Here is a 24,879-nt window from a genome sequence, read left to right as displayed (position 1 = left end):
TTTACATGCTGCAGAAACAAAAAAAGCCCCCGAAGGGGCTTGTAGCGCAGAAATGCCACCGCGCGACGCTTTGGCATACGCCAGCGATCACCCGCGCCCCAGGGCCTTGTCCACGCCCCGGTTGGCCAGCGCATCGGCACGCTCGTTGCCCGGATCGCCAGAATGCCCTTTCACCCACCGCCATTCGATGCGGTGTCCCCCCGTGCTCACAAGGGCATCCAGCCGCTGCCACAGCTCCACGTTCTTGACCGGTTGCTTGGAGGCCGTGCGCCAGCCCTTGGCTTTCCAGCCATGGATCCACTCGGTAATGCCCTTGCGCACATATTCGCTGTCCAGATACAACGTCACGGCGCAGGGCCGCTTGAGGGCGGAGAGCGCCTCGATCACGGCCATCAGCTCCATGCGGTTGTTGGTGGTACCCAGCTCTCCACCAAAAAGCTCTTTCTCCGTCGATCCCGAGCGCAACCATGCACCCCACCCTCCGGGGCCCGGATTGCCCTTGCAGGCGCCATCTGTGTATATCTCTACCTGGTTCAAACTGTGTTCCTGTCTCTGTCATCGCTGCCTGTGAATAGGCGGGAGGTGCGGCCCGTTGCCCCCACCGGGCCGGCGCGGTTGGCAATGGGCACCGTGGCGGCGGACCGCTGCCGGGTGGACCGCCAGGCGGGCTCCAGCAAACGCATGCCATGTACCCGCTTGACCGCAACCAGAAAATAGGCCGCGCCAAAAATGGGCCACCACCGCTCGCCCAGTGGGTCCATGAAGCCAAAACGCTCCAGCCACTGGGTGCTGCGCACCGCTGGACGATAACAGCCAAACTGGGCCGACTCGACCTCGAAACTCAAAAGCCTGAGCCAGTCGCGCAGGCGCCGGTAGCCAATGAACTCGCCCACGTCGGGCAGGTACAGCGTGCCCTTGCCCATGCGCTGGTACATGCGCGCACGCCACTGGCGCAATCCCCACAGGCTCGTGGGGTTCAGTCCGCTGATGACCACCCGCCCCTCTGGCACCAGCACCCGCTCCACTTCGCGCAGGGCCGCATGGGGGTCCATGCTCAGCTCCAGGGTATGGGGCAGCACCAGCAGATCGAGGCTGGCCTCCGCAAACGGCAAGGCCACGGGTTCCGTCAGCAGATCCACCGTGCGGCGCTGCAGGGGGGCGTCGCCGCTACCGGTCTCCAGAAAGGCAATGGAACCCTGCACCGCCTCCTGCCCCAGGGCCAGCCACTGGTGCGGCATGCGGTTGGCACGCAGGCCATCCAGCAGGGGCATTCCGAGCTGCAAGCTGTGGTACCCAAAGATATCTGCCACCGCCTCATCGAAGCGCGCCTGCTCCCACGCCAGCAGGTACCGGCCCGGCGGGGAATCGAACCAGTGGTGCAAACCTATAATTTGATCGCTCATGAACTTGCTGCCGCTACCCGCCTTTACCGACAACTACATCTGGATGCTGCATGACGGCCGCCAGGCGATCGTCGTGGACCCGGGAGATTCTGCGCCCGTGCTGCAGGCCCTGCAGCACCTTGGTGTGCAGTTGCAGACCATTCTAGTCACGCACCACCACGCCGATCATGTCGGCGGCGTGGATGCCCTGCGCAACGCCACTGGCGCCACGGTCTATGGCCCCGCCCGCGAAAAAATTCCCGAGCCGCTGCACCGCCTGACGCACGGCGATGTCGTGGAAACGCTGGGGCTGCGCTTTGAAGTCATCGACGTGCCGGGCCACACCGCCGGCCACATTGCCTACTACTGCCCCGACATCGACGGTGCGCCTCTTCTGTTCTGCGGCGACACACTTTTTTCGGGCGGCTGTGGCCGGCTGTTTGAAGGCACGCCCGCCCAGATGCTGGACTCCCTGGACCAGCTCGCAGCGTTGCCGGGGAACACCCGCGTATGCTGCACGCACGAGTACACGCTCTCCAACCTGAAATTTGCCCGGGCCGTGGAACCCGGCAATGCGGCACTGCTCCACTACCACACCCAATGCGAGGCACTGCGGGCCAGCCAACAGCCCACACTGCCGTCGCGCATGGCCCTGGAGCGAGACATCAACCCCTTCCTGCGCGTGCGTCAACCTGCGGTGGCCCAAGCCGCCCAAGGCTACGACACGCAGGTGAATCAAGACGATGCAGTGGCGGTACTGGCCGCACTGCGCCAATGGAAAAACGAGTTTCGATGAAAATTTTGCACATCGCCTGCCTGGCTTGCGCGCTCTGGCTCACGGGCTGCGCCACCACCGGGCCTTCGCAGGACAGCGCAGCTGGCACCGCCCCTTCTTCCTCCACCGGCGCCCCACCCCGGACCTCCCACACCCCCGTCATTCCCAACGGCCCGCTCAGGCCGATTACGGCAGCGCAGGCTGCCAGTGGCGAGGTCGCGTCGCTTTCGACCCCCGCCGACCTGTGGGACCGCATCCGCCGTGGCTTTGCCATGCCCGACCTGCAGCATGAACTGGTGCAAGACCGCGAGCAGTGGTATGCCACGCGCCCCGACTACATGCAGCGCATGACCGAGCGCTCCAGCAAGTACCTGTTCCACATCGTTGAAGAGCTGGAGCGGCGCGGCATGCCCACCGAGCTGGCGCTGCTGCCCTACATCGAAAGCGCGTTCAATCCCCAGGCCGTCTCCAGCGCCAAGGCGGCTGGCATGTGGCAGTTCATGCCCGCCACGGGCAACTATTTCGACCTCAAGCAGAACGCGTTCCGCGATGACCGCCGCGATGTGCTCGCATCCACACGCGCCGCGCTCGACTACCTGCAAAAGCTCCACGGCATGTTCGGCGACTGGCACCTGGCCCTGGCCGCCTACAACTGGGGCGAAGGCAGCGTGGGACGGGCCATTGCCCGCAACCAGAAGCAGGGACTGGGCACCAGCTACACCGACCTGAACATGCCGGCTGAAACCCGCATGTATGTGCCCAAGCTGCAGGCCGTCAAGAACATCGTCGCAAATCCCGAGGCCTTCCGCACCGAGTTGCCCCTCATCGAAAACCACCCCTATTTCCAGACGGTGGACATCACCCACGACATCGACGTGGCCCTGGTCGCCACGCTGGCCGGCGTGCGCGAAGAGGACTTCCGGGCATTGAACCCGTCCTTCAACAAACCGGTGATCCTGGCAGCAGGCACGCCACAAGTCCTGCTGCCCTGGGACAACGCCAAGGTGTTCCAGCGCAACCTTGAAGCGCGCCGCGAGGGGCAATATGCCAGCTGGACCGTGTGGTCCGTGCCGTCCACGATGACGGTGGCTGAAGCCGCCCAGCGGGCGGGCATGAGCGAGAACGACCTGCGCAGCATCAACAACATTCCCCCGCGCATGCTGATCAAGGCGGGTTCGGCACTCATGATCCCGCGTTCGTCCGCCATTCGCCAGGATGTGTCCTCCCACCTGGCAGACAATGGTCAGGTCGCTTTCTCGCCAGAGATCGTCACCCGCCGCACGACGGTGAAGGCCGGCAAGGGCGAGACCGTGGCCAGCATTGCCCGGCGCTACAAGCTCACGGCGGCCAACGTGGCGGACTGGAACGATGTGCGCGCGTCAGCGGCCTTCAAGGTAGGCCAGCAGGTGGTGGTGTATCTGCCCGTTCGGCAGGCCGCCCCGCAGGCACGGAACGCACGCACGCCGGTGGCGCGCTCCGGCGCTGCAGGCAAGCGCGCAGCCGATGCGCCGGTGCGCCGTGGAGGCACGCCCTCCAAGGTCAAGCGCCGCTGAAACGCCACAGACGAAGCGCGAGAGGCGTGCCGAGAACCAGCCTCAGAACTTCAGGGAGTGCATGCCCAGCAGCCCCAGGATGCCCATGATGATGAGATACAGCGCCACGATGGTGCTGAGCAGACGGGGCATGACGAGGATAAGGATGCCCGCGATCAAGGAGACGAGTGGGCCGACGCTGAGGGTAAAAGACATGGTGCAATCCTTGGTGGGGTAGGTGACTGGTAGGCCGAGGCTACGGCAAACCGAACGCCGACGAATGTAAGCCATCTTCCCGACCCGAACACCCACGCCGCCACCGGAAGTGCGCGGAGTCACTTCAACGTCCAAGGCTCTGGCGACGCCACCGGCACGCCAGCGGCCAGCTCCAAGCGCCCCCCAAGGGGCACCTCGCATTCAGACGTTGAATTTCTGCCGCGCCTTGCGCACAAAGTCGTTGGTGTAGGTGCGAGTCAGCTCCACCTTGAAATCCGCCAGCTCGGGGTGCACCCGCGACAACACGCGCAAGGCCGTGGCCGCGCCATCGTCGGGCATCATCCCATGGGTCGAATAGGTCTCGCGCACGCGGCTGAAGGCGGCCAGGTACAACCCCCGGTCTCCCATCAGATAGCCCGCGGGCACCGCCTTGACGATGTCTGCAGGTCCCGCCGTCTGCAACCACTTGAGGGCATGCACGATGCCGTTGGCCAGCGCCTGTGCCTGTGCGGCATGTTTTTGCAGGAAGGCTTGCGGTGCATAAAGGCAGCTGGCAGGCATGGCGCCGCCAAACATCTCCTGTGCGGCCTTGAGCGAACGCATGTCGCCGGCAATGCGTGTGTCTGCCTTTTGCTCCAGCAGCGTCATGATGGGGTCCGCATGGCACAGCGCGTGCACCTGGCCGGAACGCAGAGCGTTCATCGCGGCCACGCCCGAACCCACGCCGACAAATGCCACGTCGCGCGGGCCCAGGCCCGCCCGCGCCAGCACCAGGCTGGCCGCGAGGTGCGTGGACGACCCCACGGACGACACACCAAGGCGTCGCCCCCCCAAATCCGCCAGATCCTTGTAGGCAGGCAGCGAGCGCAGCGAAACCCCCAACGCCAGCTGGGGCGCACGCCCCTGCACCACCAGCGACCGATAGGCCTGACCGCGCACCTGCTGCCGGATGGTGTGCTCGAAAGCCCCGGCACAGACATCCGCCACGCCGTCCTGCACCGCCTGCAGCGCCAGTGCACCTGCCGAAAAATCGCGCACCGTCACGTCCAGCCCTTCCGCCCGGAAGTAGCCCAGTTGGTCGGCCAGCGCCAGCGGCAGGTGGTAGAGCACACCCTGCCCACCCACGGCGATGGTGACGCTGCCCAGTGCTGCGCCGTCCACCTGCGCCCGCACGATGGCAGGCGCAAACACCCCCGCCGCCGACAGGGCAGACACGGCACCAAAGGCGCGGCGAGTGAGTAAAGGACGGGTCATGAAAATCAGTGAACGTTGCAATGCTGCATTGCAACAATCGTGCCGCAGAGCCAGCAAGCCCGCATCAGGGGGAATCCCAGCGGGTTTCTACTTACCAGGGTTTAAAAAACTATAGAAATGGGACGCAACAGCCCCGAAAAAGGAGCCCCAGCCCATTCAAGGGCCAAGCCGACGAGGGTCAGCGGTAGCCGAGAAACAGGATGCCAATGTTGACCAGCAGCGCCCCGGCCCAGACCGCACTGCGCACGGTGGGCATGTCGGACACGTACATCATGATGTAGAAGATGCGCAGCATTACGTACAAAAGCGCCAGGATGTCCAGCAACGTCTGCCCCGCCCCCAGCAGGTGCGCAATGATCACGGCACCGATGAAGAACGGCAAGGCCTCGAAACTGTTGGCCTGCGCCGCATTGGCGCGGGCCCGCCAGTCCGTCTGCCGCGCCATCCAGGCGCGGGGATCGTGGTTGTCAAAACCGCCGTCCTTGCGCGACTTGCCCAAGCTGCCACTCTTGGCGAGCCAGGCGCAGCCAATGGGAAGCAAGGCCGCGATCAGCACGCACCAGTAAGCCACTGTGAACCGTGCAACATGCATGGTGGTATTCATTTTTAAGCCTTTTTGGGCTCCAGCGCTTGATACATAAGCGCTAGCAGCTATTAAATTGTGAGTATTCTAGCCGCCGTGGACCCCTGGTTCCGTGAACTGCCTACCGGCGATCCACCAGTGCATGCGCAATCGTGCCCAGGTCCACATACTCCAGCTCGCTGCCCACGGGCACACCACGCGCCAGCCGTGTCACATGCAGCCCCCGGCTCTTGAGCGCCTCGCTGATCACATGGGCCGTGGCCTCGCCCTCGGCATTGAAATTGGTCGCCAGGATGACCTCCTGCACGGTGCCGTCGGTGGCCCGGTCCATGAGCTTTTGCAGGCCAATCTCCTTGGGGCCGATGCCATCGAGTGGGCTCAGCCGCCCCATGAGCACGAAATAAAGCCCCTTGAACGCGCCCGTGCGCTCCAGGGCCGACTGGTCTGCCGGCGTCTCCACCACACACAGGCGCGTGGCATCACGCGCTGGGTCCAGACAGGTGCTGCAGACCTCGGCCTCAGTGAACGTGTGGCAGCGGGCACAGTGGTGCACCGACCCCGCGGCCTCGTGCAGCGCCTGCGACAACACCTGCGCCCCCTCGCGGTCGTGCTGCAGCAGATGGAACGCCATGCGCTGCGCAGACTTGATCCCCACCCCCGGCAACCGGCGCAGCGCCTGGATCAAAACGTCGAGGGAATCGGTGGTGGACATTGGTTGGGATGGAAATCTGGAAAAACTTGGGGCGCTTGTAGCGGCAGGACGGCTTCGACAAGCTCAGCCCGAACGGTTGTGTGGAGAAGAGGCTTCACCCCCTCGCAAGCTCGCCACCACGAACAAACAACAAAAAAGGTCTCGCTGAACCCGGTATTCACACCCCGCCTTCACGGGCGTAGCGAACGGGATGAGCTGCTAGGCGGACGGAGCACAGCAACCGGAACGTACTTGCCTAGTACGTGAGGATTGCGAACACCGCCCAACGACGCAGATCGCCCGCTCGGTAGCCAGCCTCAGAAGGGGAATTTCATGCCGCCGGGGAGGCCTGGCATCCCTTGCGTCAGCTTGCCCATCTTCTCCGCCGAAGTTTCCTCCGCCTTGCGCACCGCCGCATTGAACGCCGCCGCCACGAGGTCTTCCAGCATGTCCTTGTCTTCGGCCAGCAGGCTCGGATCGATGGTGATGCGCTTGACGTCGTGTTTGCAGGTCATCAGCACCTTCACCAGGCCGGCACCCGATTCACCTTCCACCTCGATGAAGGCCAGTTCGTCCTGCGCCTTCTTGAGGTTGTCCTGCATCGCCTGGGCTTGCTTCATGAGGCCGGCGAGTTGTCCTTTGTTGAACATTTTGGTTTCCTTTTCAGTTTCTATCGTTGGATACAAGTACGTAATGAGAGGGCGTGCAGCGGGTCATCATGCAGGCTTGATGCTGCCCGGCACGATTCTCGCGCCGTAGTCACGCATCAGCGATTGGACGAAGGGATCGTTGTTCACGATTTCTTCTGCGCGGCGCTGGCGCTCGGCAGCGGCAGCGGCGTTGCGGCGGGCGGGGCTGTCGATGACTACACCCACTTCCACCGTGATCTGGGTGGCGTGGCCGGCAGCCTCCAGCGCGGCGCGCAGGCGCTCGCGTGCGGTGGGCTGGTTCAGGGACTCACGCTCCACACGCAGCAGCCAGTGGCCCCCGTCGCGCGCCACCAGTTGCGACTGCAGTGCCAGCTCACGCACCAGGGCGGTAATCGACTCTGCCACCACCATCTGCCGCACGGTGGCGTGCCAGACATCGCCTTCTTCCGTGGGCGTATAGCGCGCAGAAACGGGCGTGGGGGCAGAGAGCGGCAGCGGTTGCAGCCGTTCACCCGGCTCAGGCGATTCACGCACCGGAATCGCTACAAATTCAGGAGCGCCTTGCGCTTGTTGATATTGCGCTGGAGGCTGATTTCTTTCAAACCTCTCGGGTGTCCGCACCGGGAGCACCGTGGCGGCTGAACCCATAGGCGGCACGGTGCCCGGCTCGTCCGAGCCCGGCCAGGGAGGCGGTTCAGAGGAATCGGCAGCTTCGGAAGACAGGTCTTGCACCACCGGCGGTGCCAAGCCTGCAGCCGCAGCTACGGCTGCCACCGCTGCTGCGGGTGAAGCCGCTTGCGCCGGGGGCACAGGCGCAGCGCCCACCGGAAGAGCCTGCGGCGCAGGAGCCACCGCCGTTCGAACCACGGGCGCCGGCACAGCCACAGCCGCAGCGGGAGGTGCCGCAGAAACCGCCGTTGCTGAATCGGAAGACGCGGTTTCAGCCCGCGTCAGAGTTTTTTTTTCAGCCGAATCGCCCGAAGGCTTGAACGCCAGCAAGCGCAGCAGGACCATGGTCAGTGCCGCGTACTCATCCGGCGCCAGGCCCAGTTCACCACGCCCGTGCAGGCACAGGCTGTAGAGCAGCTGGGTTTCGTCGGCAGGCATCAACGCAGCCAGGCGGGCCGTTTCTGCCGCCTCGGGGTCATCGGCATCCACGGCCCCGGCCATCTGGGGCACGGCCTGGAACACCGCCATGCGCTGCAGCACGGCGCTCATTTCTTCCAGCGTGGAAGCGGCAGACAGGCCGTTGAGGCGCAGCGTGTCCGAGGTTTCCACCACCGTCTTGCCGTCGCCCTGGGCGAGCGCATCAATGAGCCGGAACACGTAGGAACGGTCCACCGCACCCAGCATCTGGCGCACGGCGGCTTCCTGCAACTGGCCACTGCCGAAGGCGATGGCCTGGTCGGTGAGCGAAAGCGCATCGCGCATGGAACCCCGCGCGGCGCGCGAGAGCAGGCGCAGGGCCTGGGGCTCGGACGACACGTTCTCCGACGCCAGCACCTGCGTGAGGTGCGACAACACGGTCTCTGGCGCCATGGGACGCAGGTTGAACTGAAGGCAGCGTGAGAGGACGGTAACCGGCACCTTCTGCGGGTCCGTCGTGGCCAGCACAAACTTGAGGTACTCGGGCGGCTCTTCCAGCGTCTTGAGCATGGCGTTGAACGCCGTGTTCGTGAGCATGTGCACTTCGTCGATCATGAAGACCTTGAAGCGCCCTTGCACAGGCTTATAGACGGCCTGCTCCAGCAGGCTCTGCACCTCGTCCACACCCCGGTTGGAGGCCGCGTCAAGTTCGGTGTAGTCGGGGAAGCGACCGCTGTCGATGTCTGTGCAGGCCGAGCAGACGCCACACGGCGTGGCGGTGATGCCGCCCTGCCCGTCTGGCCCCTGGCAGTTGAGGGACTTGGCCAGAATGCGCGACACCGTGGTCTTGCCCACGCCCCGCGTGCCCGTGAACAGGTAGGCGTGATGCAGGCGCTGCTGGGTGAGCGCGTTGGTCAAGGCCTGCACCACGTGCTCCTGCCCCACCATTTCGGTGAAATTGCGGGGACGGTACTTGCGGGCGAGCACGAGGTAGGACATCCGGCAGATTCTACGGGCTGGGCCGGGTGTCCTTTCGGCATCCCGGGCAACGGGGCTGTTCAGAAAAGTGCGTCCGCATCCGTCGTACAATCGCAGGTGACGGGCCTCCCCGCATGGTGAAGCGGCCAACCGGGTCAGGTGGGGAACCAAGCAGCCCTAACTGTGGAGTCAGTGCCGGGGGTAAGGCTCGTCAACTTCTTTTTTCGGTGCCGTTGCGCGCCTGCGCAATGGTCCCGGCGCCATGTTCGCGCCCACCCCCTCCCCACTTTCATTCGGCCCGACATCTGTCCTGCGGGCCAGGGCAGCCTTTGGCCTCCTGTCAGCGCTGTCCGACACCGTTTTGCGGTGTGCCGGATTGCACAACCCCGGTGGAAAGCGCACACTTTGTTGCATCGCTTCATCCTTTATTTTCATCGGGTGCTGCCATGTCAACCCGCCGAATTTCGCCAGTGATTCCTTACCGCCACGGCGCGCTGGCGGTCGGTTTGAGTCTCGCAACAGCCAGTGCAGCATGGGGAGCCGATCCGCGCGGCCTGAGGTTTGCCGACGAAGCCTGGGCCAGCCTGCAACAAGAAGCCAGCAGCCGGTCTTCATCCACCTATGAATTGAACAGTGTCGTGCTGCCCAGTCTGGGCGAGACGCCTTTCTGGCAGACGACGGGAGCGGTCCACACGGGCAGCAGCGTCCACAGCACACAGCAGATCGGCATGACACGCTGGTTCACGCCAGGTTCGCCCGAATCGCTCGCATCGCCCGATGCGCGGAGCAGTTTCGGGCTGCTGCTGGGCATGACCGCACCCGCCCCATCTGCTGGCACAGCCCCCCTCACAGCGGGCGCTATGGTGCCCGCGAGTTTGGACCTGGGGGTGCGCTGGCGGTCCCGCCTCGACAGCGGGCACCATCTGGACATTACAGCCTGGGCGCGCGCGCCCCAATGGAGCCAGCCCCAGGATGCCATGGGCATGATCTGGCAGTCGCAGCCGCCGATGTACGGAACCCGGATGGAGGTGCAGTGGGCATCCTCCCGCACCGGGGGTCTGGTGCCCGAGTTTGGCGCTGTGGGCGTGCAATTGCAGGGCGGATCGCGACTGGTGCTGCGGGCGCGCAAAGGCGGGCCCATGCTGTACTACCGCGCCAAGTTCTGACCCCCTGAGACGCTCCGCGCCTTCCCCCCGAAAGGGGACGCCTCCAGTGGACCGGCAAAGCCGGATCCACGGTGGCACTGGCGTTGACAGTGCGCCAGGTGCTGACGGCAGGTCTTCTTTAAGCGCCTTGCGCCAGCCAGCGCAGCGCGCCCTCGCCCGCCACGCGGCCGCTGGCCATGCTGGCCGTGATCAAGTAGCCCCCTGTGGGAGCCTCCCAGTCCAGCATTTCGCCCGCGCAGAACACGCCGGGTGCAGCGGTGGCCATGAGGTGGGCATCAAGCGCTTCAAAAGCCACGCCGCCTGCGGTGCTGATGGCCTCGTCCAGAGGGCGAGCGGCAATCACCGTGATCGGCAGTGCCTTGATCGCATGGGCCAGCGCCACGGGGTCGTTCACACCGTCCTTGCCCAGGTGTTCGTACAGGATGCCCGCCTTGATGCCATCCAGCCCCAGGCGGCTCTTGAGGTGGCTGGACAACGAGCGTGATCCGCGTGGATGGCGCACCTCCATCAGCACGCGTTCGGGCGTGTGGTCGGGCAGCAAATCCAGATGGAAAGTGGCATGGCCGTGCGCCTGGATCTCGTCGCGCAGCAGGTGCGACGCGGCATAGACCAGGCTGCCCTCGACGCCCGTCGCGGTGGCCACAAATTCGCCCCGCCGGCTGAAGGTGCGGCCCTGGCTGTCGGTCAATGCGAGCGCCACGGTCTTGAAGGGCTGGCCCGCAAAACGCTCGGCAAAGTGGGGCGTCCAGCCTGTAGCGGGCTCAGGCGTGCGGCCAATGAGTTCCTGCAGGAACGCGCGGCGCGTCTCGCCCGCAGGCACGTCGCCACGCAGCACGTCGAAACCGCAATTGGCGGGGCGCAGCGGTGCCACGGCAATCCCGCGCTCGGCCAGAAAGGGCACCCAGGCGCCGTCCGAACCCAGGCGTGCCCAGCTTCCCCCGCCCAGCGCCAGCACCACGGCGCGCGCATGCACCACCCTGTCGTCGCCGGATGGCGCGGCAAAGCGCAGCGCACCATCGCCCGCCCAACCCAGCCAGCGGTGCCGCATGTGGAACAACACACCCTGCCCCCGCAAGCGCTGCAGCCAGGCGCGCAGCAACGGCGCCGCTTTCATGTCGGAGGGAAAAACCCGGCCCGACGTGCCCACAAAGGTCTCCACCCCCAGCCCCTGCGCCCAGGCGCGGATCTCGGGCCCGCCAAACGCGGTGAGCCAGGGTTCAACCTGCGGCTGGCGCTCTGCAAAACGGGTGGCAAACGGCGCATGGGGCTCGGAGTGCGTGAGGTTCAGCCCCCCTTTGCCGGCCAGCAGGAACTTGCGCCCCACCGAGGGCATGGCGTCGAACAGATGGACCACCACGCCCGCTTGCGCCAGCACTTCGGCGGCCATGAGCCCGGCAGGGCCTCCGCCCACGATGGCGACATCGCAGCGCAGATCGGCCACGGTATCGGGGGCGGGAGGAACAGCAACATTCATGGAAAAACCTTTGGAGGGGGCTAGCAATCGGAACGACCGTCAGAACAGGGAACCCTGGGGCGAATCGTCAGCGCCGGGCCTCTGCGGCGGGGGCGGCGATGCGGTCTTCGGTTCCTGCGCGGCGGGGGCGAGAGTATGCCGCAGAGCCGCTTCGGTGACCGGCTGCACGCCAGGCCCGCCAAGGGATATCTCCGGCACCAGCACCAGGCGCCCGTCGCCCGTGAGGAAAGCCGCGCGCACGGGTTCGCCAGGCGCCTGCCCCCGTACGGCGCTGCGGTAGCGCTGCAACTGCGCCAGCAGTGCGGGCTGGCGCTCGGGCTCGGCGGCACTTTTGTAGTCCAGCACCCACCAGCCCACACGCTCGGGTGGCTGGTGGCAGTGCACCAGGCGGTCGATGCGCAGGCTTTGGCCCTGGTAGCGCAGGGGTGCTTCGTTGATGGCGGTGTCCACCACCGTGGCATCCCAGGCCCAGGCGCCTTCGCCCGCCAGGATGCGCTGTGCCGTCTGGGCCGCAACCCGCGCGGCGCCCACGGTGATGTCGAAGTCCTGCGCCAGCCGGGCCACGCGGGCCGTCGGCCAGCCCTGGGCGCGCAGTTCCATCAGCGAAACACCTGCCACGCCGGCCTGCTCCAGCAACTGGTGCATGGCCTCGCCCAGGCGCGATGCAGGGCTGGACAACGATGCCTCCAGGTCGGCCGAATCAGTGCCTTCTTCCACCACCCGGAGAGTAGTGCGCAGTTCGGCAGGAAGCACAGGCAACTCGGCCAGCGTGAATTGGTCGTGCATGCTGCCCGTCCTCGCGGCAACCCCATCGGCTTCAACGACCTCGTCCAACCCCTGCGCATCCGCAACCAAGGGCGCCAGCCGGTTCCACCAGCTGCCGGGCGCTGACACGCTGGGCAGCACGGACGACAGTGCCAGGCAATGTTTGGCGCGTGTCATGGCCACGTACAGCATGTTCAGTTCTTCGCGCTGACGGGCCTGTTGCTCGGCGGCCAGGGCGGCTTCGGCGCTGGGGGGCGGGCTGGATTCGCTGGCCAGAAAGACAAAACCTGCGGGTTCCGTCTTTTCGCCGGGCCAGTCCACCAGCACGCCCATGGTCTCGGCCTTTTGTGGGCGGGTGTCGGTGTCGAGCAGCAGCACGCAGCGCGCCTCCAGCCCCTTGGCGCCGTGCACGGTGAGCAGGCGCACCGCCTGCGCATCCACCCGGCCGGGCGCACGCACGCCGCCCTTCTTCATGGCACGCACAAAGGCATAGGGCGTGAGGTAGCGGCCACCGTCGTGCTGCAGCGCGGCCGACAGCAGCGCGCGCAGGTTGGCCAGCACCGCCATGCGCTGCGCGGCGGGCGTGGCAGCGGCAAAGCGGGCCAGCACGTCGCCATGCTGGTAGATGGCATGCAGCGCGTCGTGCGGTGGTAAGGCGTCCACCCAGGCTTTGTATTGGGCCAAATTGGCCGCTAGCGCTTGTTTATCAAGCGCCATTAGCTCACTTTTTTGCAGCAAATCAAACCAACTAGTGCCCGCGTGCTCTGGCTGGCGGCGCAGCTTCGCCAAGGCCACCAAGGCCTCGTCGCCCAGGCCAAACAGTGGCGACTTGAGCGCACGCGCCAGCGAGAGGTCGTGCCCGATGGAAACCAGGGCATCCAGCAGCGCCACGATGTCCTGCACCTCGGGCGCGTCGAACAGATCGGCCTTTTCGGGCTGCACACAGGGCAAATGCAAGGCGCGCAGGGCGTCTTGCATGGCCGCAAGCCGGTCGCGCTTGCGAGCCAGCACCAGCACTTCGTTCGGCGGTGTGCCCGCAGCAATCTGCGCCGCCACCCAGGCGGCAGCCTGCGTGCATTCGCGCATGCGCTGGGTTTCTTCGGCCTCGTGGCGTGGCTCGGTCAGGCTGTCGCGCCAGGCCATGGGGTCGTTGCCGGGGCCATCGTCGGCATCAGCGGGCAGGATGGCCGGCAGGCGCAGCAAGGTGCCCGGGTCGGTCGACTCGGTGGTGTGGTCGCGAAAACCCGTGGTCTCGTGCTGCGCCTGCGCCGTGCCCATCACGTGGTTCACGGCGGCGATCACGCCCGTGGCGTTGCGGCGGGTGTGGTCGCAGCTGAGCAGGTCGCCCCCCAGCCCATCGCGCACAAAAGCCTGCGCGGCGATGAACACCTGCGGCTCGGCGCGGCGAAAGCGGTAGATGCTCTGCTTCGGGTCGCCCACGATGAACACGCTGGGCGGTTTCTGACCGCTGGCGCCGCCGCCCGAGCCCGCATAGCCTGACAACCAGGCATGCAGCGCCTGCCACTGCAGCGGGTTGGTGTCCTGGAACTCATCCACCAGCAGGTGGCGGATGCGTGCATCCAGCCGCTCCTGCACCCAGCCCGACAGGATCGGGTCGGCCAGCATGACCAGGGCCGTGCGCTCCACATCGTTCATGTCCACCCAGCCATGCTGCTGCTTGACGGCGGCAAATTCCGCGATCAGGCAGCGGGCCAGCCGGGCCATGCGCTGCTGGTGTTGCCAGGCGTCGTGCTGGCGGCGGGCGGTAAGCAGGCGCTGCAGCTCGGGTTCGGCCTCCTGCGCGGCAGCGAACTTTTCGAGGTTCTTCGACAGCCGGTCTTCCTTGGCCACGAATATGGCCTTGCGCAACACGTCCAGGCGCAGGTTCAGGTCGCCGCAGGCCAACGCATCGATGATGGCATCGGCCGCCTTTTGTGGCGTCTTGTTGGTCTCGGCCCCCAGGGCCTTGGCGCGGGCCAGCCAGCGCTGGTGGCAAGCGTCGTCCTGCAGCGCGTCGGCGGGCTCGTTGAAAGCGGCCAGATCCGGGTACTGCACCTGGAATGGCGGCACCGAGGCATCGACCACCCCCGCCACATCGGCCAGGTCAAACTCCACCCGCTTGGAGAGCGCCGCCGCCAGCGCCTTGTGGGTTTGCGAGCGGCCATGGCGCGCGACTACCGCCTCGTAGTCGGCCCGCAGGCTGGCGCTGGTGGCGACCGTGTGCAGGAACGGCCCCCACACCTCACGCACGGCCTCGGCATCGTCTTCGAGCAGCTCAAAATTGGCAGGCAAGCCCTGGGCCTGCAGCAGCGCCAGCGGGGCCGTGCCGAGCAGCGCTGCAAACCAGCTGTGGAAAGTGCGGATCTGTACCGGGCGGCCACTGGCCAGCATCTGGCGGTATAGATTTTGTAGCGCCTCGCGCTTGTCCAGTGCGCGCTGGGGGCTGATTCCTCTTGCAACCAGCTCTCGGGTCAGGTCATCAAGCGGTGCCTCGGCAAACGCCTCCAGCCATTCCTGCAGGCGCTGGCGCATTTCACCGGCCGCCTTCTTGGTGAAGGTGATGGCCAGTATCTCGTGCGGCGCGGCGCCGTCGAGCAAGGCCCGCAGCATGCGCGAGACCAGCATCCAGGTCTTGCCCGCGCCCGCGCAGGCCTCCACCGCCACGCTGCGCGCGGGGTCGCAGGCGATGGCGTAGAACGCCTCGCGGGAAACGGGGTGGCCGTTGTGTTCGTAGGCAGCGTTCATTCCCAGAAATCCTTGCGACACAGGCCGCGCGCAACGCAGTAGTCGCAGACCATGCCCTCACCCAGCGCGGGCATGGGGTCGCCCGCAGCGATGCGTTCGAAGTCGTGCTGAATGCCTTCCACGAGCAGGTCGCGCAGGTGCACCACCTCTTCCTGTTCGTGCATCTGCGTCTCGCCCCGCTCGCCCACGTTCACGTACGCGGCGCGCAGCGTGTCGTGGCTCAGCAAGGCTGCGTAGAAAGCAAGCTGGGTGTCTTCGGCGCCCGCGCCAATGCGCTTGCGTGTGACGGTGTCGTTTTCGGTCTTGTAGTCGATGACCAGTGGCGTGGGCTCGCCCGTGGACGAGACGGCGTCGATGCGGTCGATGGTGCCCACCAGCTGCAGGGCGCCCAGCGGTTGGGTGGTCTGCACCTCGGCCTGCCGAAAGTGCCCCCCAGCCTGCTCATGCTGCGCAAGCCAGCGCAGATAGCCATCGCGCACCTGCGGCCAGCCTGCGGCAAACGGTAGAAAGTCGCCCGCCCCCAGGCCTTGCTGCAGCGTGACGGCCTGCGCGGCACTGTCCATGCGGGCCACCCGCGCGGCAGCGTCGTCGGTCGGGTCGGCCAGCAGCTCTTCATGAAAATGCTGGAGCACCGCGTGAAGCCAGTTGCCGAAGTCGCGTTTGTCCACTTCAGCCGCCAGTTCGTCGGCCTCTTGCAGGCCCAGCTGGCGCAGCGCAAAAAAGCGGTAGGGGCAGTGCCGCAGGTCGGAATACGCGGTGGACGACAGGCGTACCACCGGCAGCGCGCTCCCATCGGGCAAGGGACGCGCCGTGGGGTTGGCCGCCACGGTGCGCTGGCTGCGGTCGTCCGCGCCTTGGGTGGCCGCGCCATCCAGGTGCAACGCCAGCACCAGCGCGCTGGCCAGCAAGGGCTCGCCGCCTTCGTCGCCTGTGCGCCACAGCACATCTACCACCGGTGTCTGCAGCGCGTGTTGCCAGGCGGCGCGCTGTGCCACCTCCAGCGATTCGCGCGTGGGCAGGCCCCAGGCCTGGCGCTGCGCCTGGGTCCAGTCACCCACGGGTTCGGGCGAGGGCTGCAGGCGTTTTTCATCGCAGCCGGGCAGCACCAAGGCGGCAAACGGCCGGGCCAGCAGCTGGGGCATGGGCAGAACGATCACGGGAGCATCACCAGGCTGGGGAGGCACGTAGCGCGCGGCCTCCAGCACTTCGTTGGTCCAGCGGGTGAATTCGGGCAGAGACATGCGGCGGCCTGCGCCATCCCAGTCCTCCAGCTCGGCCTCCTGGCCTGCCTGCAGGCGCAGTGCCATCAGCACGCGGGCGCCTGCGGGGTCGTCTTCCAGCGCGGCCCACTGGCCGCTGCCCACCAACAATTCACGCAAGGCCTGCAGCCACTGCGACAGCGGGCGCGGCGCGCGCAGGGCTTCGCGCCAGCCCTGTACCTGGGCCACACAGGATGCCATGGCGGGCTTGTCCGACCAGTCGCGCCCGGCAGCGCCGGACCAGGTGGCGACCGAAGCCTTGCGCAAGGCACGCTCCAGACCATTGAGCACCGTGGGGTCAAAAACCGGCGCATGTTTGAGCCAGTCGAGCACCTCATCGGCCGAGGCATTCCAGGCCGAGGCCTTGAGCGCGGCCATGAGTTGCGCCGCAGCCCGGGTGGTGGACAACGTCCAGCCGTTTTCATCACGCACCGCTACACCGCAACTGGCCAGATGCGCGCCAATACGGCGCGTGAGGGCGCGGTCATTGGCCGCCAGCGCCACCGGGGTGCGGCCGGCCACCACATGCGCCAGCACACAGGCGGCGGCACGCTGGGCTTCATCTTCGGCATCCTGCGCGGCGTGCAGCGCAATGTGGCCAGCGGCATGGGCGTCTGTCGCCCCAGGCGGTAAGACCAGGGCCGCGGCTTTGTCGCCCCAATGGACCTGCAGGGCCTGCGCCAGGGGCTCGACTTGAAAGCCTTGCAGCACAACCAAAGCGTCCACCGACTGGTGCACGCCGGGCTCGAACAACACGTCGGTGGCATGGCGCGAGGCCAGCACCCATTCCAGCGCAATGCGGGCCACCACGGCCTCAAACCGCAGGGTGGAGCCTTCGTCGGGCTCGGGCATCAGGCTGCGCGCCTGAATACCCCAGGCTTCACGCTGCACCGGAGCGATGGCCGCCACAGCCACCGCCAATTGGGCAGCAGCCTCTTGCAGAGGCACCGCCAGCACATCGCGTTGCGCGGCCAAGCCGGCGCGATCAAGCAAGGTGCGCGCAGTGAGGGTGTCGCGTGCCACGTCTCCAGCGAGGTCATCGCCCTGCGGCACAAAGGCCGCCAGCTGTCGGGCCCAGTTGCGTGTGGTTTCGAAACGGGGGGCAAATCCGTCGGCATGGTGCAAGGCCCAATAGCGCTGAGCCCAGGGCATGAGCTGCGCATAGGGAACCAGCACCACGGTGCGCGCAGGGTGGGCCCGCAGCCCCCGCATATGTGCCTCTACCTGGGCCAGCACACGTTGCCACACTGCGGCGCATTGATCACTTTTCGCTATGACAGTCATAGCGTCGCAAGGCCCGGCCACACCGGTGAACGTGGGATTGGTTTCTGTCACAATGCCCTGACTTTAAACGTACACCGGTCACAACCCGCTCAAAATCAAGGAATCCGCCATGGCCAGCGAACTCATCAAACATGTCTCTGACGCCAGCTTTGAAGCCGACGTGCTCCAGCCCGGCTCCGCCGTGCTGGTGGATTACTGGGCCGAATGGTGCGGCCCCTGCAAAATGATCGCCCCCATCCTGGACGAAGTGGCAGGCACCTACCAGGGCAAGCTGCAGATTGCCAAGATGAACGTGGACGAAAACCGCGAGATCCCCGCCAAGTTCGGCATTCGCGGCATCCCCACGCTGATGCTGTTCAAGGATGGCCAGTTGGCCGCCACCAAGGTCGGCGCCATGAGCAAGGCGCAACTGACCGCCTTCATCGATCAGCAACTGGCCTGATCCACACCCACAACCCCGCGCCCGCCCATGCACGCGGGGTTGTTTGTTTTCACGACACAGATTGCAGCGCCAGACACAGACCGAATTCGGACCCCGTGAATCGTCCGCTTTATTTCCTGTCATAATTCCTTTAGATCACCGGCCTGCACGCATTGGCAGCCGGACCGAGATCCCCGGCGAGCCAGACCTGCAAACAGCAGCCCATCTGGCACCAGCCCTCCTCCCCCAAGATTCATACCAGCTCCGCCAAGGAGTCATTCCATGCACTTAAACGAACTCAAGGCACTGCACGTGTCTGAAGTCCTGAAGCAAGCCGAAGAACTCGAAATCGAAAATACCGGCCGCATGCGCAAGCAGGAGCTGATGTTTGCGATCATCAAGAAGCGCGCCAAGACCGGGGAACAGATCATTGCCGACGGCGTGCTGGAGATCCTGCCCGACGGCTTCGGCTTCCTGCGCAGCCCGGACACGAGCTTTACCGCCAGCACGGACGATATCTACATCAGTCCCAGCCAGGTGCGCCGTTTCAATCTGCACACCGGCGACATGATCGAAGGTGAAGTCCGCACACCCAAAGACGGTGAACGTTACTTCGCACTGAACAAACTCGACTCCGTCAACGGCGGCCCGCCGGAGCAGAACAAGCACAAGGTGATGTTCGAAAACCTGACGCCCCTGTTCCCCAAGGAGCAGATGCGCCTGGAGCGCGACGTCAAGAGCGAAGAGAACATCACCGGCCGCATCATCGACATCATCGCGCCCATCGGCCGTGGCCAGCGCGCGCTGATCGTCGCCCCGCCCAAGAGCGGCAAGACGGTGATGATGCAGCACATCGCCCACGCCATCACGGCCAACAACCCCGATGTGCACCTGATGGTGCTGCTGGTGGACGAGCGCCCTGAAGAAGTGACCGAAATGCAGCGCACGGTGAAGGGCGAAATCATCGCCTCCACCTTCGACGAGCCCGCCGCCCGCCACGTGCACGTGGCCGAGATGGTGATCGAGCGCGCCAAGCGCCTGGTCGAGCTGAAGAAGGACGTGGTGATCCTGCTCGATTCGATCACCCGCCTGGCCCGCGCCTACAACAACGTCGTGCCGTCGTCCGGCAAGGTGCTGTCGGGTGGTGTGGACGCCGCCGCGCTGCAGCGCCCCAAGCGCTTCTTCGGCGCCGCGCGCAAGGTCGAGGAAGGTGGCTCGCTCACCATCATCGCCACCGCCCTGGTCGACACCGGCAGCCGTATGGACGAAGTGATCTTTGAAGAATTCAAGGGCACCGGCAACTGTGAAATCCACCTGAACCGCCGCCTGTACGAAAAGCGCGTGTTCCCCGCGATTGAACTCAACAAGAGCGGCACGCGCCGCGAAGAGCTGCTGCTGGCGCCCGAGATCCTGCAAAAGACCCGCATCCTGCGCCAGTTCATGTACAACATGGACGAGATCGAGTCGATGGAGCTCATGATCAAGAACATGAAGGCCACTAAGACCAATGTGGACTTCTTCGACATGATGCGAAGGGGTGGATAAGCTCCCCCTGAGTCGCTTCGCGCCTTCCCCCTGAGAGGACGTCACCCGTGGCCTGGCGGAGCCAGTTCCACGGTGGCACTGGGCCTTGGGCCGCGCCGGTTTTTTCCGCTGTGACGGGTGCGCAGCGGCGCTGAACAAGACACATATTTGCCCTATGCAATAATAGAGGGCTTTTTCTGCGGAAAGTACGCTGGATGTTCCACGGCGCAAAGGTTGCACCGGGTTCAGCACGGCTCCCGCACTTGACAAGGATTGATCATGAAAGAAGGCATTCACCCCAACTACCGCGAAGTCCTGTTCTCGGACCTGTCCAACGGTTTCAAGTTCGTGACCCGTTCGTGCGTGAACACCAAGGAAATGGAAACCTTCGAAGGCAAGGAATATCCGCTGTTCAAGCTGGACACCTCCTCGGAGTCGCACCCCTTCTACACCGGTACGCAAAAGTCGGTGGACAACATGGGTGGCCGCGTGGAGCGCTTCCGCAACCGTTTCGGCAAGACCGCAGCGAAGTAATTCGTCCTTGCGTTCCCGCCAAAAAGGCAGCCCGGGCAACCGGGCTGCCTTTTTCTTTGGTTTTGCCCTTATTCTCGGTGGCTCCGCTTTTGCCGCCCTCTGACGCGTGAATCCACCAACCCCCGCCATCGTTACCCAGAACGCTGTCAGCCCCCTGCCACGCTGGGCACTGGTCCTGCTTTGTATTGCCTACGTCGTGCCCGGCTTCATCGGGCGCGATCCGTGGAAAAGTGCGGACGTCACGGCGTTTGGCTACATGCTGGAACTGGCCCACGGGCGTACGCCCTGGCTGAGCCCCCTGCTGGGCGGCATGCCCCCGGAGACCGAAGGATTGCTGCCGTACTGGCTGGGTGCATGGGCCATCCAGCTGGCGCCACAGTGGGTTTCTGCCGAAATGGCGGTTCGACTCCCCTTCGCCTTCCTGCTGGTCATCACCCTCATTGCCACGTGGTACGCCGTCTACTACCTCGCCCGCAGTCCGGGAGCGCAGCCTGTGGCTTTCGCCTTTGGAGGCGAAGCCAACCCACCCGACTACGCCCGCGCGATTGCCGATGGCGGGCTGCTGGCACTGATTGCCTGCCTGGGTCTCGCGCAACTCTCTCATGAAGTCACCAGTTATCTGGTGCAGCTCAGTTGTACGGCGCTGATCTTCTTTGCGGTTGCAGCCATGCCACACCGCACCATGGCCCCTGCCGTGGCGCTGGTCGCGGGCCTGGTCGGGCTCACGCTGGCGGGCGCTCCCGCGCTTGCGGCATTGCTGGGGTTGGGCAGCATGGCGGTGGTGGTGTATGCGCCCGGCAGCCCGACAGACCGCCGTCTGCGCTGGGCGCTCACCCTGGCGGCGATCACGCTGGTGGCGGCATGGATCGCCTGGGGGCTGGATCTCTGGCGCTGGCGGATTGTGGGTTCCGGCTCTGGCGGCAAGGAATGGCAGAGCCTGGCGCGGCTGCTGCTATGGTTTGGATGGCCCGCCTGGCCCCTCGCACTGTGGACCCTGTGGCGATGGCGCAAGCAGATCATCAGCCGCCAGGGGCACCGGCACCTGCTGCTTCCGCTGTGGTTCTCGGCGGTTTCCATCGCTGCCACCTTCACCACCCAGCCCGCAGACAGGGCCTTGCTGCTCGGCCTGCCGGCCCTGGCCGCACTGGCCGCGTTCGCCTTGCCGACGTTGCGACGTAGCGTGGGTGCTCTGATCGACTGGTTCACACTGCTGTTCTTCACCATTTCTGCACTGGCGATCTGGGTGATCTGGATTGCCATGCAGACGGGCGTTCCCGCCAAGCCTGCGGCCAATGTGGCCAAGCTGGCCCCCGGTTTTGTGCCGCAGTTTTCTGCGCTGGCCCTCATCGTGGCCCTGGCGGCCACCGTGGGCTGGTGCAGCTTGGTGTGGTGGCGCGCCTCGCGCAACCGGGCCCCCATCTGGAAGAGCCTGGTGCTGCCCGCCAGCGGCGCGGCGCTGGGCTGGCTGCTGCTGATGACCCTGTGGCTCCCACTGCTGGACTATGCCCGCAGCTACCGCCCCCAGGTTCGCAGCGTGATGGCCACATTGGGCCCGTCCCCGGGCTGCGTGCAGACCGTGGGACTAAACCGCGCCCAGGTGGCGGCACTGCAGTACCACGGCGGCCTTTCGCTGCAACGGGCAGGCCTGCAGGACGAGTGCGACTGGCTGGTGGCGGACATCGCTTCCTGGCCTCCGTCCGAGCGCATGGTGAATGTGGCGCGCTGGGAAGCCCGGGCCACCATTCCACGCCCCACTGACAAGAACGACCACCTCCTGGTGTTTCACCGTGCGGGGCCTGCACGCTGATGCCCGAATGATGCTGGGGTAATGTCCGAGCTTTCGACCATCTCCCGCCACGCCATCACGGTGCTGGCCGGGCAACTGGCTGTGATGGCGTTTGGCGTGACGGACACCATCGTCGCCGGGCGCCATGGAGAAGCCTCGCTCGCCGCATTGTCGGTGGGCAGCGCCATCTTCATCAGCGTGTATGTGGCGCTGATTGGCGTGCTCCAGGCGTTGCTTCCGGTATGGGCCGAGCAGCGCGGCGCCCGACAGACCGATGCCCTGGGCCGGTCTCTGCGGCAGTCGCTGTACCTGTGCGGCGTGGCCTCACTGGTGGGCATGGCCATCCTGCTGTCCCCCGGACCCCTGCTGCGCTGGACCGAGGTGCCGCCGGCCCTGCGCACCGAGGTGGAAAGTTACCTGGCCGTGCTGGCCCTGGCATTGCCGCCTGCCCTCCTCTTTCGCATCTACAGCACCTTGAACCAGGCTCTGGGGCGCCCCCAACTGGTGACCTGGCTGCAGGTGGGCTCGCTGCTGATCAAGCTGCCCCTGTCGATCTGGTTCACCTTTGGCGGCGCAGGGCTGCCCGCGCAGGGCGTGGTGGGATGCGCCTGGGCCACCCTGGTGGTCAACTGCAGCATGCTCGCGCTGGCGATCTGGCTGCTGCGCACGCGGGACATCTACGGGCCCCTGCACATCTGGCGCCGCATGGAGCCCCCGCACTGGCCCACCATCGGGGGGTTTGCACGGTTGGGCATCCCGGCGGGGCTTGCCGTCATGGTCGAGGTGACGTCGTTCACACTGATGGCGTTGTTCATTGCACGCCAGGGCACCACCGCATCGGCGGCGCACCAGATCGCGGCCAATGTGGCGGCTGTGCTCTACATGGTGCCGCTGTCGCTGGCCATCGCCACCAGCGCCCGCGTCAGCTACTGGCTGGGCGCTGGCGATCCCGCACGGGCGCGCAAGGTGGTTTTTATAGGTTTTAGGCTCTCTGCGCTTATTGGTATTGCGCTAGCAGCTATTTTATTGATAGCAAAAAGTCACATTGGCGGTGTGTACTCCACCAACACCGGCGTGGTGGCCCTGACGGGCGGGGTCATGGTGTGGGTCGCGGCGTACCACGCAGCCGATGCGCTGCAGACACTGTGCGTGTTCGTGTTGCGCTGCTACCGCATCACCGTGGCGCCGCTGGTGGTGTATTGCGTGCTGCTGTGGGGGGCAGGCTTGGGGGGTGGCTACCTGCTGGCCTACCAGGGCCAGGGGCCCTGGGCAACGGAACCATCGCCCACCCCCTTCTGGGCCGCGAGTGCCGTGGCCTTATGGATAACCGCGGCGCTTTTCATGGCCATGCTCTGGACAGCCATCAGTCCGGCAGCAAGAACCCGCGCAGCCGGTTCGCCGGAAAGGTGACCGTGAACACCGAGCCCTTGCCCAGGGTGCTGGCAATGTCCAGCGTGGCACCATGCCGCTGCAGGACATGCTTGACGATGGCCAGCCCCAAGCCTGTGCCGCCGGTCTCGCGGGAACGGCTGCGGTCCACGCGATAAAAGCGCTCTGTCAGGCGCGGCAGGTGCTCGGGGGCGATACCCGGCCCCGTGTCTTGCACCGAGAAAACTGCGCGGCCATCTTCCATGCGGTGCCACGCCACCGTGATCACCCCGCCCGCAGGCGTGTAGCGCACTGCATTGCTGATGAGGTTCGACAACGCGCTTTGCAGCTCGGTGGGCACACCCGCAATGTCGCCTTCGGCCTGCAAGGCGTTCATCGGCGGAAAAACCATGACATGCTGGCGCGGCTGGTTCTGCGTGAGCAGGGACGACAACGCACGCCCCTCCTCTTCGCAGCGCTGCATCAGTGCCTGAACAGGTGTCCACTCTGCCATGCCGGGTGGCGGGCTGCCCTCCAGGCGCGACAGCGTCAAGAGGTCTTGCACCACGCTTTGCATGCGCAGCGCCTGTTGGGCCATCATGCCCAGGTAGCGAGACCGCTCTTCCGCGCTCAAGGGCAGCGTCTGCAGGGTTTCGACAAAACCGGTCAACACGGTCAGGGGCGTGCGGATCTCATGGGACACATTGGCCACGAAGTCACGCCGCATGGCCTCGGCCTGCTCCAGCGCCGTGACATCGCGCGACAGCAGCAGGGTGCGCCCATCGCCATAGGGGTGCAGATGCACCGAGATGCGCACCGGCCGCGAAGGCGTGCTGAAACGCCCCTCCAGCACCACATCGTGGGTGAAGTCCTGGGCGGCAAAGTAGGCGGTGAACTCGGGGTCACGCACCAGGTTGCCGATCGACTGCATCACATCGCGCTGCGCATCAAAGCCGAACTGGCTGGCCGCCATCTGGTTGCACCACTCGATGCGGCCTTGCGCATCCAGCAAGACCACTCCATTGGGCGTGGCCTGCAGCGCGGCCAGGATCTCCTGCAGCCGGTCCTGGCTGTCGCGGATCTGGGCCTCCTGCCTGCGCAAGAGGCGCCGCGCACGGTCTGCCGCCTCGCCCCAAATACCGCGCATGGCCGGGACTTCGGACAGATCCCCCGTGCGCAGCCAGCGCAGCACGCGCGCACCGCGCAGCAGGTCCCAGACAAACCAGGCCCACGCCGCCAAGGCTGCACCCAGGGCAGCGCCCCAGGGGCCGCCACCGTGCCACCACCCCAGCCCACCACCCGCTATCTGCCAGAGCAGGAAATACGAAATACGCCACAGCATGCGGTCAGCAAAGCCTTCTCAGAAAAGCAGGGGCGCATCCTGTGCGCCCCATCGACAACATCAG

20 protein-coding genes and 1 other RNA gene are annotated in these 24,879 nt (G+C 65.8%); 9 read left to right on the top strand and 12 right to left on the bottom strand.

Going from position 1 to position 24,879, the window contains the following annotated elements:
- Positions 1-87: 87 nt before the first annotated feature.
- Together rnhA and IB243_RS15710 are read right to left on the bottom strand one after the other, a co-directional pair.
- Positions 88-537, bottom strand: a complete 450-nt coding sequence (gene rnhA / locus IB243_RS15715; RefSeq protein ID WP_010457945.1) for a ribonuclease HI — start codon at positions 535-537, stop codon at positions 88-90.
- The gene (locus tag IB243_RS15710) at positions 534-1,403 is read right to left on the bottom strand and encodes a class I SAM-dependent methyltransferase (RefSeq protein WP_225584986.1); all 870 of its coding nucleotides are present in this window, start codon (positions 1,401-1,403) and stop codon (positions 534-536) included. Before IB243_RS15710 ends, rnhA begins: the two co-directional genes overlap by 4 nt.
- Between IB243_RS15710 and gloB the strand changes: the two genes are divergently transcribed.
- The gene (gloB, locus tag IB243_RS15705) at positions 1,402-2,178 is read left to right on the top strand and encodes a hydroxyacylglutathione hydrolase (RefSeq protein ID WP_192428199.1); all 777 of its coding nucleotides are present in this window, start codon (positions 1,402-1,404) and stop codon (positions 2,176-2,178) included. The two genes, IB243_RS15710 and gloB, sit on opposite strands and share 2 nt — an antisense overlap.
- On the top strand, positions 2,175-3,710 hold the full coding sequence (locus IB243_RS15700; RefSeq protein ID WP_192428197.1) for a transglycosylase SLT domain-containing protein: 1,536 nt from the start codon (positions 2,175-2,177) through the stop codon (positions 3,708-3,710). The genes gloB and IB243_RS15700 overlap by 4 nt, the downstream gene beginning before the upstream one ends.
- A gap of 42 nt (positions 3,711-3,752) precedes the next feature.
- On the opposite strand, the gene IB243_RS15695 is transcribed toward IB243_RS15700, so the two are convergent.
- The 6 genes from IB243_RS15695 to dnaX all read right to left on the bottom strand — a co-directional run bounded on the left by IB243_RS15695 (position 3,753) and on the right by dnaX (position 9,168).
- Positions 3,753-3,905: a DUF3096 domain-containing protein gene (locus tag IB243_RS15695; RefSeq protein WP_010457938.1), complete on the bottom strand. Its 153-nt coding sequence runs from the start codon at positions 3,903-3,905 to the stop codon at positions 3,753-3,755.
- A 201-nt stretch (positions 3,906-4,106) separates the two neighbouring features.
- Positions 4,107-5,159 carry an ABC transporter substrate-binding protein gene (locus IB243_RS15690; protein WP_192428195.1) on the bottom strand — a complete coding sequence of 351 codons (1,053 nt, stop codon included), beginning with the start codon at positions 5,157-5,159 and terminating at the stop codon, positions 4,107-4,109.
- Positions 5,160-5,337: 178 nt separating this feature from the next.
- Positions 5,338-5,763, bottom strand: a complete 426-nt coding sequence (locus IB243_RS15685) for an MAPEG family protein (RefSeq protein WP_010457934.1) — start codon at positions 5,761-5,763, stop codon at positions 5,338-5,340.
- Positions 5,764-5,863: 100 nt separating this feature from the next.
- Positions 5,864-6,454, bottom strand: coding sequence for a recombination mediator RecR (recR, locus tag IB243_RS15680; RefSeq protein ID WP_010457933.1), 591 nt, complete (start codon positions 6,452-6,454; stop codon positions 5,864-5,866).
- Positions 6,455-6,750: 296 nt separating this feature from the next.
- Complete coding sequence (locus IB243_RS15675) at positions 6,751-7,083, bottom strand: YbaB/EbfC family nucleoid-associated protein (RefSeq protein WP_010457931.1); 333 nt, start codon at positions 7,081-7,083, stop codon at positions 6,751-6,753.
- A gap of 66 nt (positions 7,084-7,149) precedes the next feature.
- Entirely contained in the window at positions 7,150-9,168 is a 2,019-nt protein-coding gene (dnaX, locus tag IB243_RS15670) for a DNA polymerase III subunit gamma/tau (protein WP_192428193.1), read from the bottom strand.
- Between the two features lie 98 nt (positions 9,169-9,266).
- Here dnaX and ffs point away from each other — a divergent pair.
- An RNA gene (gene ffs / locus IB243_RS15665) (signal recognition particle sRNA small type) lies at positions 9,267-9,363 on the top strand.
- Positions 9,364-9,653: 290 nt separating this feature from the next.
- Complete coding sequence (locus tag IB243_RS15660) at positions 9,654-10,313, top strand: hypothetical protein (protein WP_225584985.1); 660 nt, start codon at positions 9,654-9,656, stop codon at positions 10,311-10,313.
- A gap of 118 nt (positions 10,314-10,431) precedes the next feature.
- Here the strand turns inward: IB243_RS15660 and IB243_RS15655 are convergent, their stop codons facing one another.
- From IB243_RS15655 to IB243_RS15645, 3 genes are read right to left on the bottom strand one after another with little or no spacing between them, the layout of a single operon-like run.
- Positions 10,432-11,787, bottom strand: a complete 1,356-nt coding sequence (locus IB243_RS15655) for a TIGR03862 family flavoprotein (protein ID WP_192428191.1) — start codon at positions 11,785-11,787, stop codon at positions 10,432-10,434.
- Between the two features lie 39 nt (positions 11,788-11,826).
- Positions 11,827-15,297: an exodeoxyribonuclease V subunit beta gene (locus IB243_RS15650; RefSeq protein WP_192428189.1), complete on the bottom strand. Its 3,471-nt coding sequence runs from the start codon at positions 15,295-15,297 to the stop codon at positions 11,827-11,829.
- Entirely contained in the window at positions 15,294-17,840 is a 2,547-nt protein-coding gene (locus IB243_RS15645) for a PD-(D/E)XK nuclease family protein (protein WP_192428187.1), read from the bottom strand. The genes IB243_RS15650 and IB243_RS15645 overlap by 4 nt, the downstream gene beginning before the upstream one ends.
- Positions 17,841-17,949: 109 nt before the next feature.
- Here IB243_RS15645 and trxA point away from each other — a divergent pair, with 109 nt between their 5' ends.
- From trxA to IB243_RS15620, 5 genes are all read left to right on the top strand, one after another.
- Positions 17,950-18,282: a thioredoxin TrxA gene (trxA, locus tag IB243_RS15640; RefSeq protein ID WP_008906761.1), complete on the top strand. Its 333-nt coding sequence runs from the start codon at positions 17,950-17,952 to the stop codon at positions 18,280-18,282.
- A 261-nt stretch (positions 18,283-18,543) separates the two neighbouring features.
- Positions 18,544-19,806, top strand: a complete 1,263-nt coding sequence (rho, locus tag IB243_RS15635; protein WP_010457918.1) for a transcription termination factor Rho — start codon at positions 18,544-18,546, stop codon at positions 19,804-19,806.
- A gap of 258 nt (positions 19,807-20,064) precedes the next feature.
- On the top strand, positions 20,065-20,319 hold the full coding sequence (locus IB243_RS15630; RefSeq protein WP_008906759.1) for a type B 50S ribosomal protein L31: 255 nt from the start codon (positions 20,065-20,067) through the stop codon (positions 20,317-20,319).
- Positions 20,320-20,425: 106 nt separating this feature from the next.
- Entirely contained in the window at positions 20,426-22,126 is a 1,701-nt protein-coding gene (locus IB243_RS15625) for a hypothetical protein (RefSeq protein ID WP_192428185.1), read from the top strand.
- Between the two features lie 21 nt (positions 22,127-22,147).
- Positions 22,148-23,515 carry an MATE family efflux transporter gene (locus IB243_RS15620; RefSeq protein WP_192428183.1) on the top strand — a complete coding sequence of 456 codons (1,368 nt, stop codon included), beginning with the start codon at positions 22,148-22,150 and terminating at the stop codon, positions 23,513-23,515.
- Here IB243_RS15620 and phoR read toward each other — a convergent pair.
- On the bottom strand, positions 23,469-24,815 hold the full coding sequence (phoR, locus tag IB243_RS15615; protein ID WP_010457906.1) for a phosphate regulon sensor histidine kinase PhoR: 1,347 nt from the start codon (positions 24,813-24,815) through the stop codon (positions 23,469-23,471). The two genes, IB243_RS15620 and phoR, sit on opposite strands and share 47 nt — an antisense overlap.
- Positions 24,816-24,879 lie beyond the last annotated feature (64 nt).

Origin of the sequence: Acidovorax sp. ACV01 (assembly GCF_014851495.1) — a bacterium.
Taxonomy (GTDB): Bacteria; Pseudomonadota; Gammaproteobacteria; order Burkholderiales; family Burkholderiaceae_C; genus Acidovorax; species Acidovorax radicis.
This window is presented reverse-complemented; position numbering and strand designations above follow the sequence as displayed.

What these genes read in the sequence shown, in the direction of transcription:
- IB243_RS15685 (WP_010457934.1), bottom strand. Translation starts at nt 5,763, where the DNA reads ATGAATACCACCATGCATGTTGCACGGTTCACAGTGGCTTACTGGTGC.
- recR (WP_010457933.1), bottom strand. Translation starts at nt 6,454, where the DNA reads ATGTCCACCACCGATTCCCTCGACGTTTTGATCCAGGCGCTGCGCCGG.
- gloB (WP_192428199.1), top strand. Translation starts at nt 1,402, where the DNA reads ATGAACTTGCTGCCGCTACCCGCCTTTACCGACAACTACATCTGGATG.
- IB243_RS15650 (WP_192428189.1), bottom strand. Translation starts at nt 15,297, where the DNA reads ATGAACGCTGCCTACGAACACAACGGCCACCCCGTTTCCCGCGAGGCG.
- IB243_RS15655 (WP_192428191.1), bottom strand. Translation starts at nt 11,787, where the DNA reads ATGAATGTTGCTGTTCCTCCCGCCCCCGATACCGTGGCCGATCTGCGC.
- IB243_RS15645 (WP_192428187.1), bottom strand. Translation starts at nt 17,840, where the DNA reads ATGACTGTCATAGCGAAAAGTGATCAATGCGCCGCAGTGTGGCAACGT.
- IB243_RS15620 (WP_192428183.1), top strand. Translation starts at nt 22,148, where the DNA reads ATGTCCGAGCTTTCGACCATCTCCCGCCACGCCATCACGGTGCTGGCC.
- IB243_RS15700 (WP_192428197.1), top strand. Translation starts at nt 2,175, where the DNA reads ATGAAAATTTTGCACATCGCCTGCCTGGCTTGCGCGCTCTGGCTCACG.
- IB243_RS15690 (WP_192428195.1), bottom strand. Translation starts at nt 5,159, where the DNA reads ATGACCCGTCCTTTACTCACTCGCCGCGCCTTTGGTGCCGTGTCTGCC.
- dnaX (WP_192428193.1), bottom strand. Translation starts at nt 9,168, where the DNA reads ATGTCCTACCTCGTGCTCGCCCGCAAGTACCGTCCCCGCAATTTCACC.
- IB243_RS15675 (WP_010457931.1), bottom strand. Translation starts at nt 7,083, where the DNA reads ATGTTCAACAAAGGACAACTCGCCGGCCTCATGAAGCAAGCCCAGGCG.
- rho (WP_010457918.1), top strand. Translation starts at nt 18,544, where the DNA reads ATGCACTTAAACGAACTCAAGGCACTGCACGTGTCTGAAGTCCTGAAG.
- IB243_RS15710 (WP_225584986.1), bottom strand. Translation starts at nt 1,403, where the DNA reads ATGAGCGATCAAATTATAGGTTTGCACCACTGGTTCGATTCCCCGCCG.
- trxA (WP_008906761.1), top strand. Translation starts at nt 17,950, where the DNA reads ATGGCCAGCGAACTCATCAAACATGTCTCTGACGCCAGCTTTGAAGCC.
- IB243_RS15695 (WP_010457938.1), bottom strand. Translation starts at nt 3,905, where the DNA reads ATGTCTTTTACCCTCAGCGTCGGCCCACTCGTCTCCTTGATCGCGGGC.
- IB243_RS15630 (WP_008906759.1), top strand. Translation starts at nt 20,065, where the DNA reads ATGAAAGAAGGCATTCACCCCAACTACCGCGAAGTCCTGTTCTCGGAC.
- phoR (WP_010457906.1), bottom strand. Translation starts at nt 24,815, where the DNA reads ATGCTGTGGCGTATTTCGTATTTCCTGCTCTGGCAGATAGCGGGTGGT.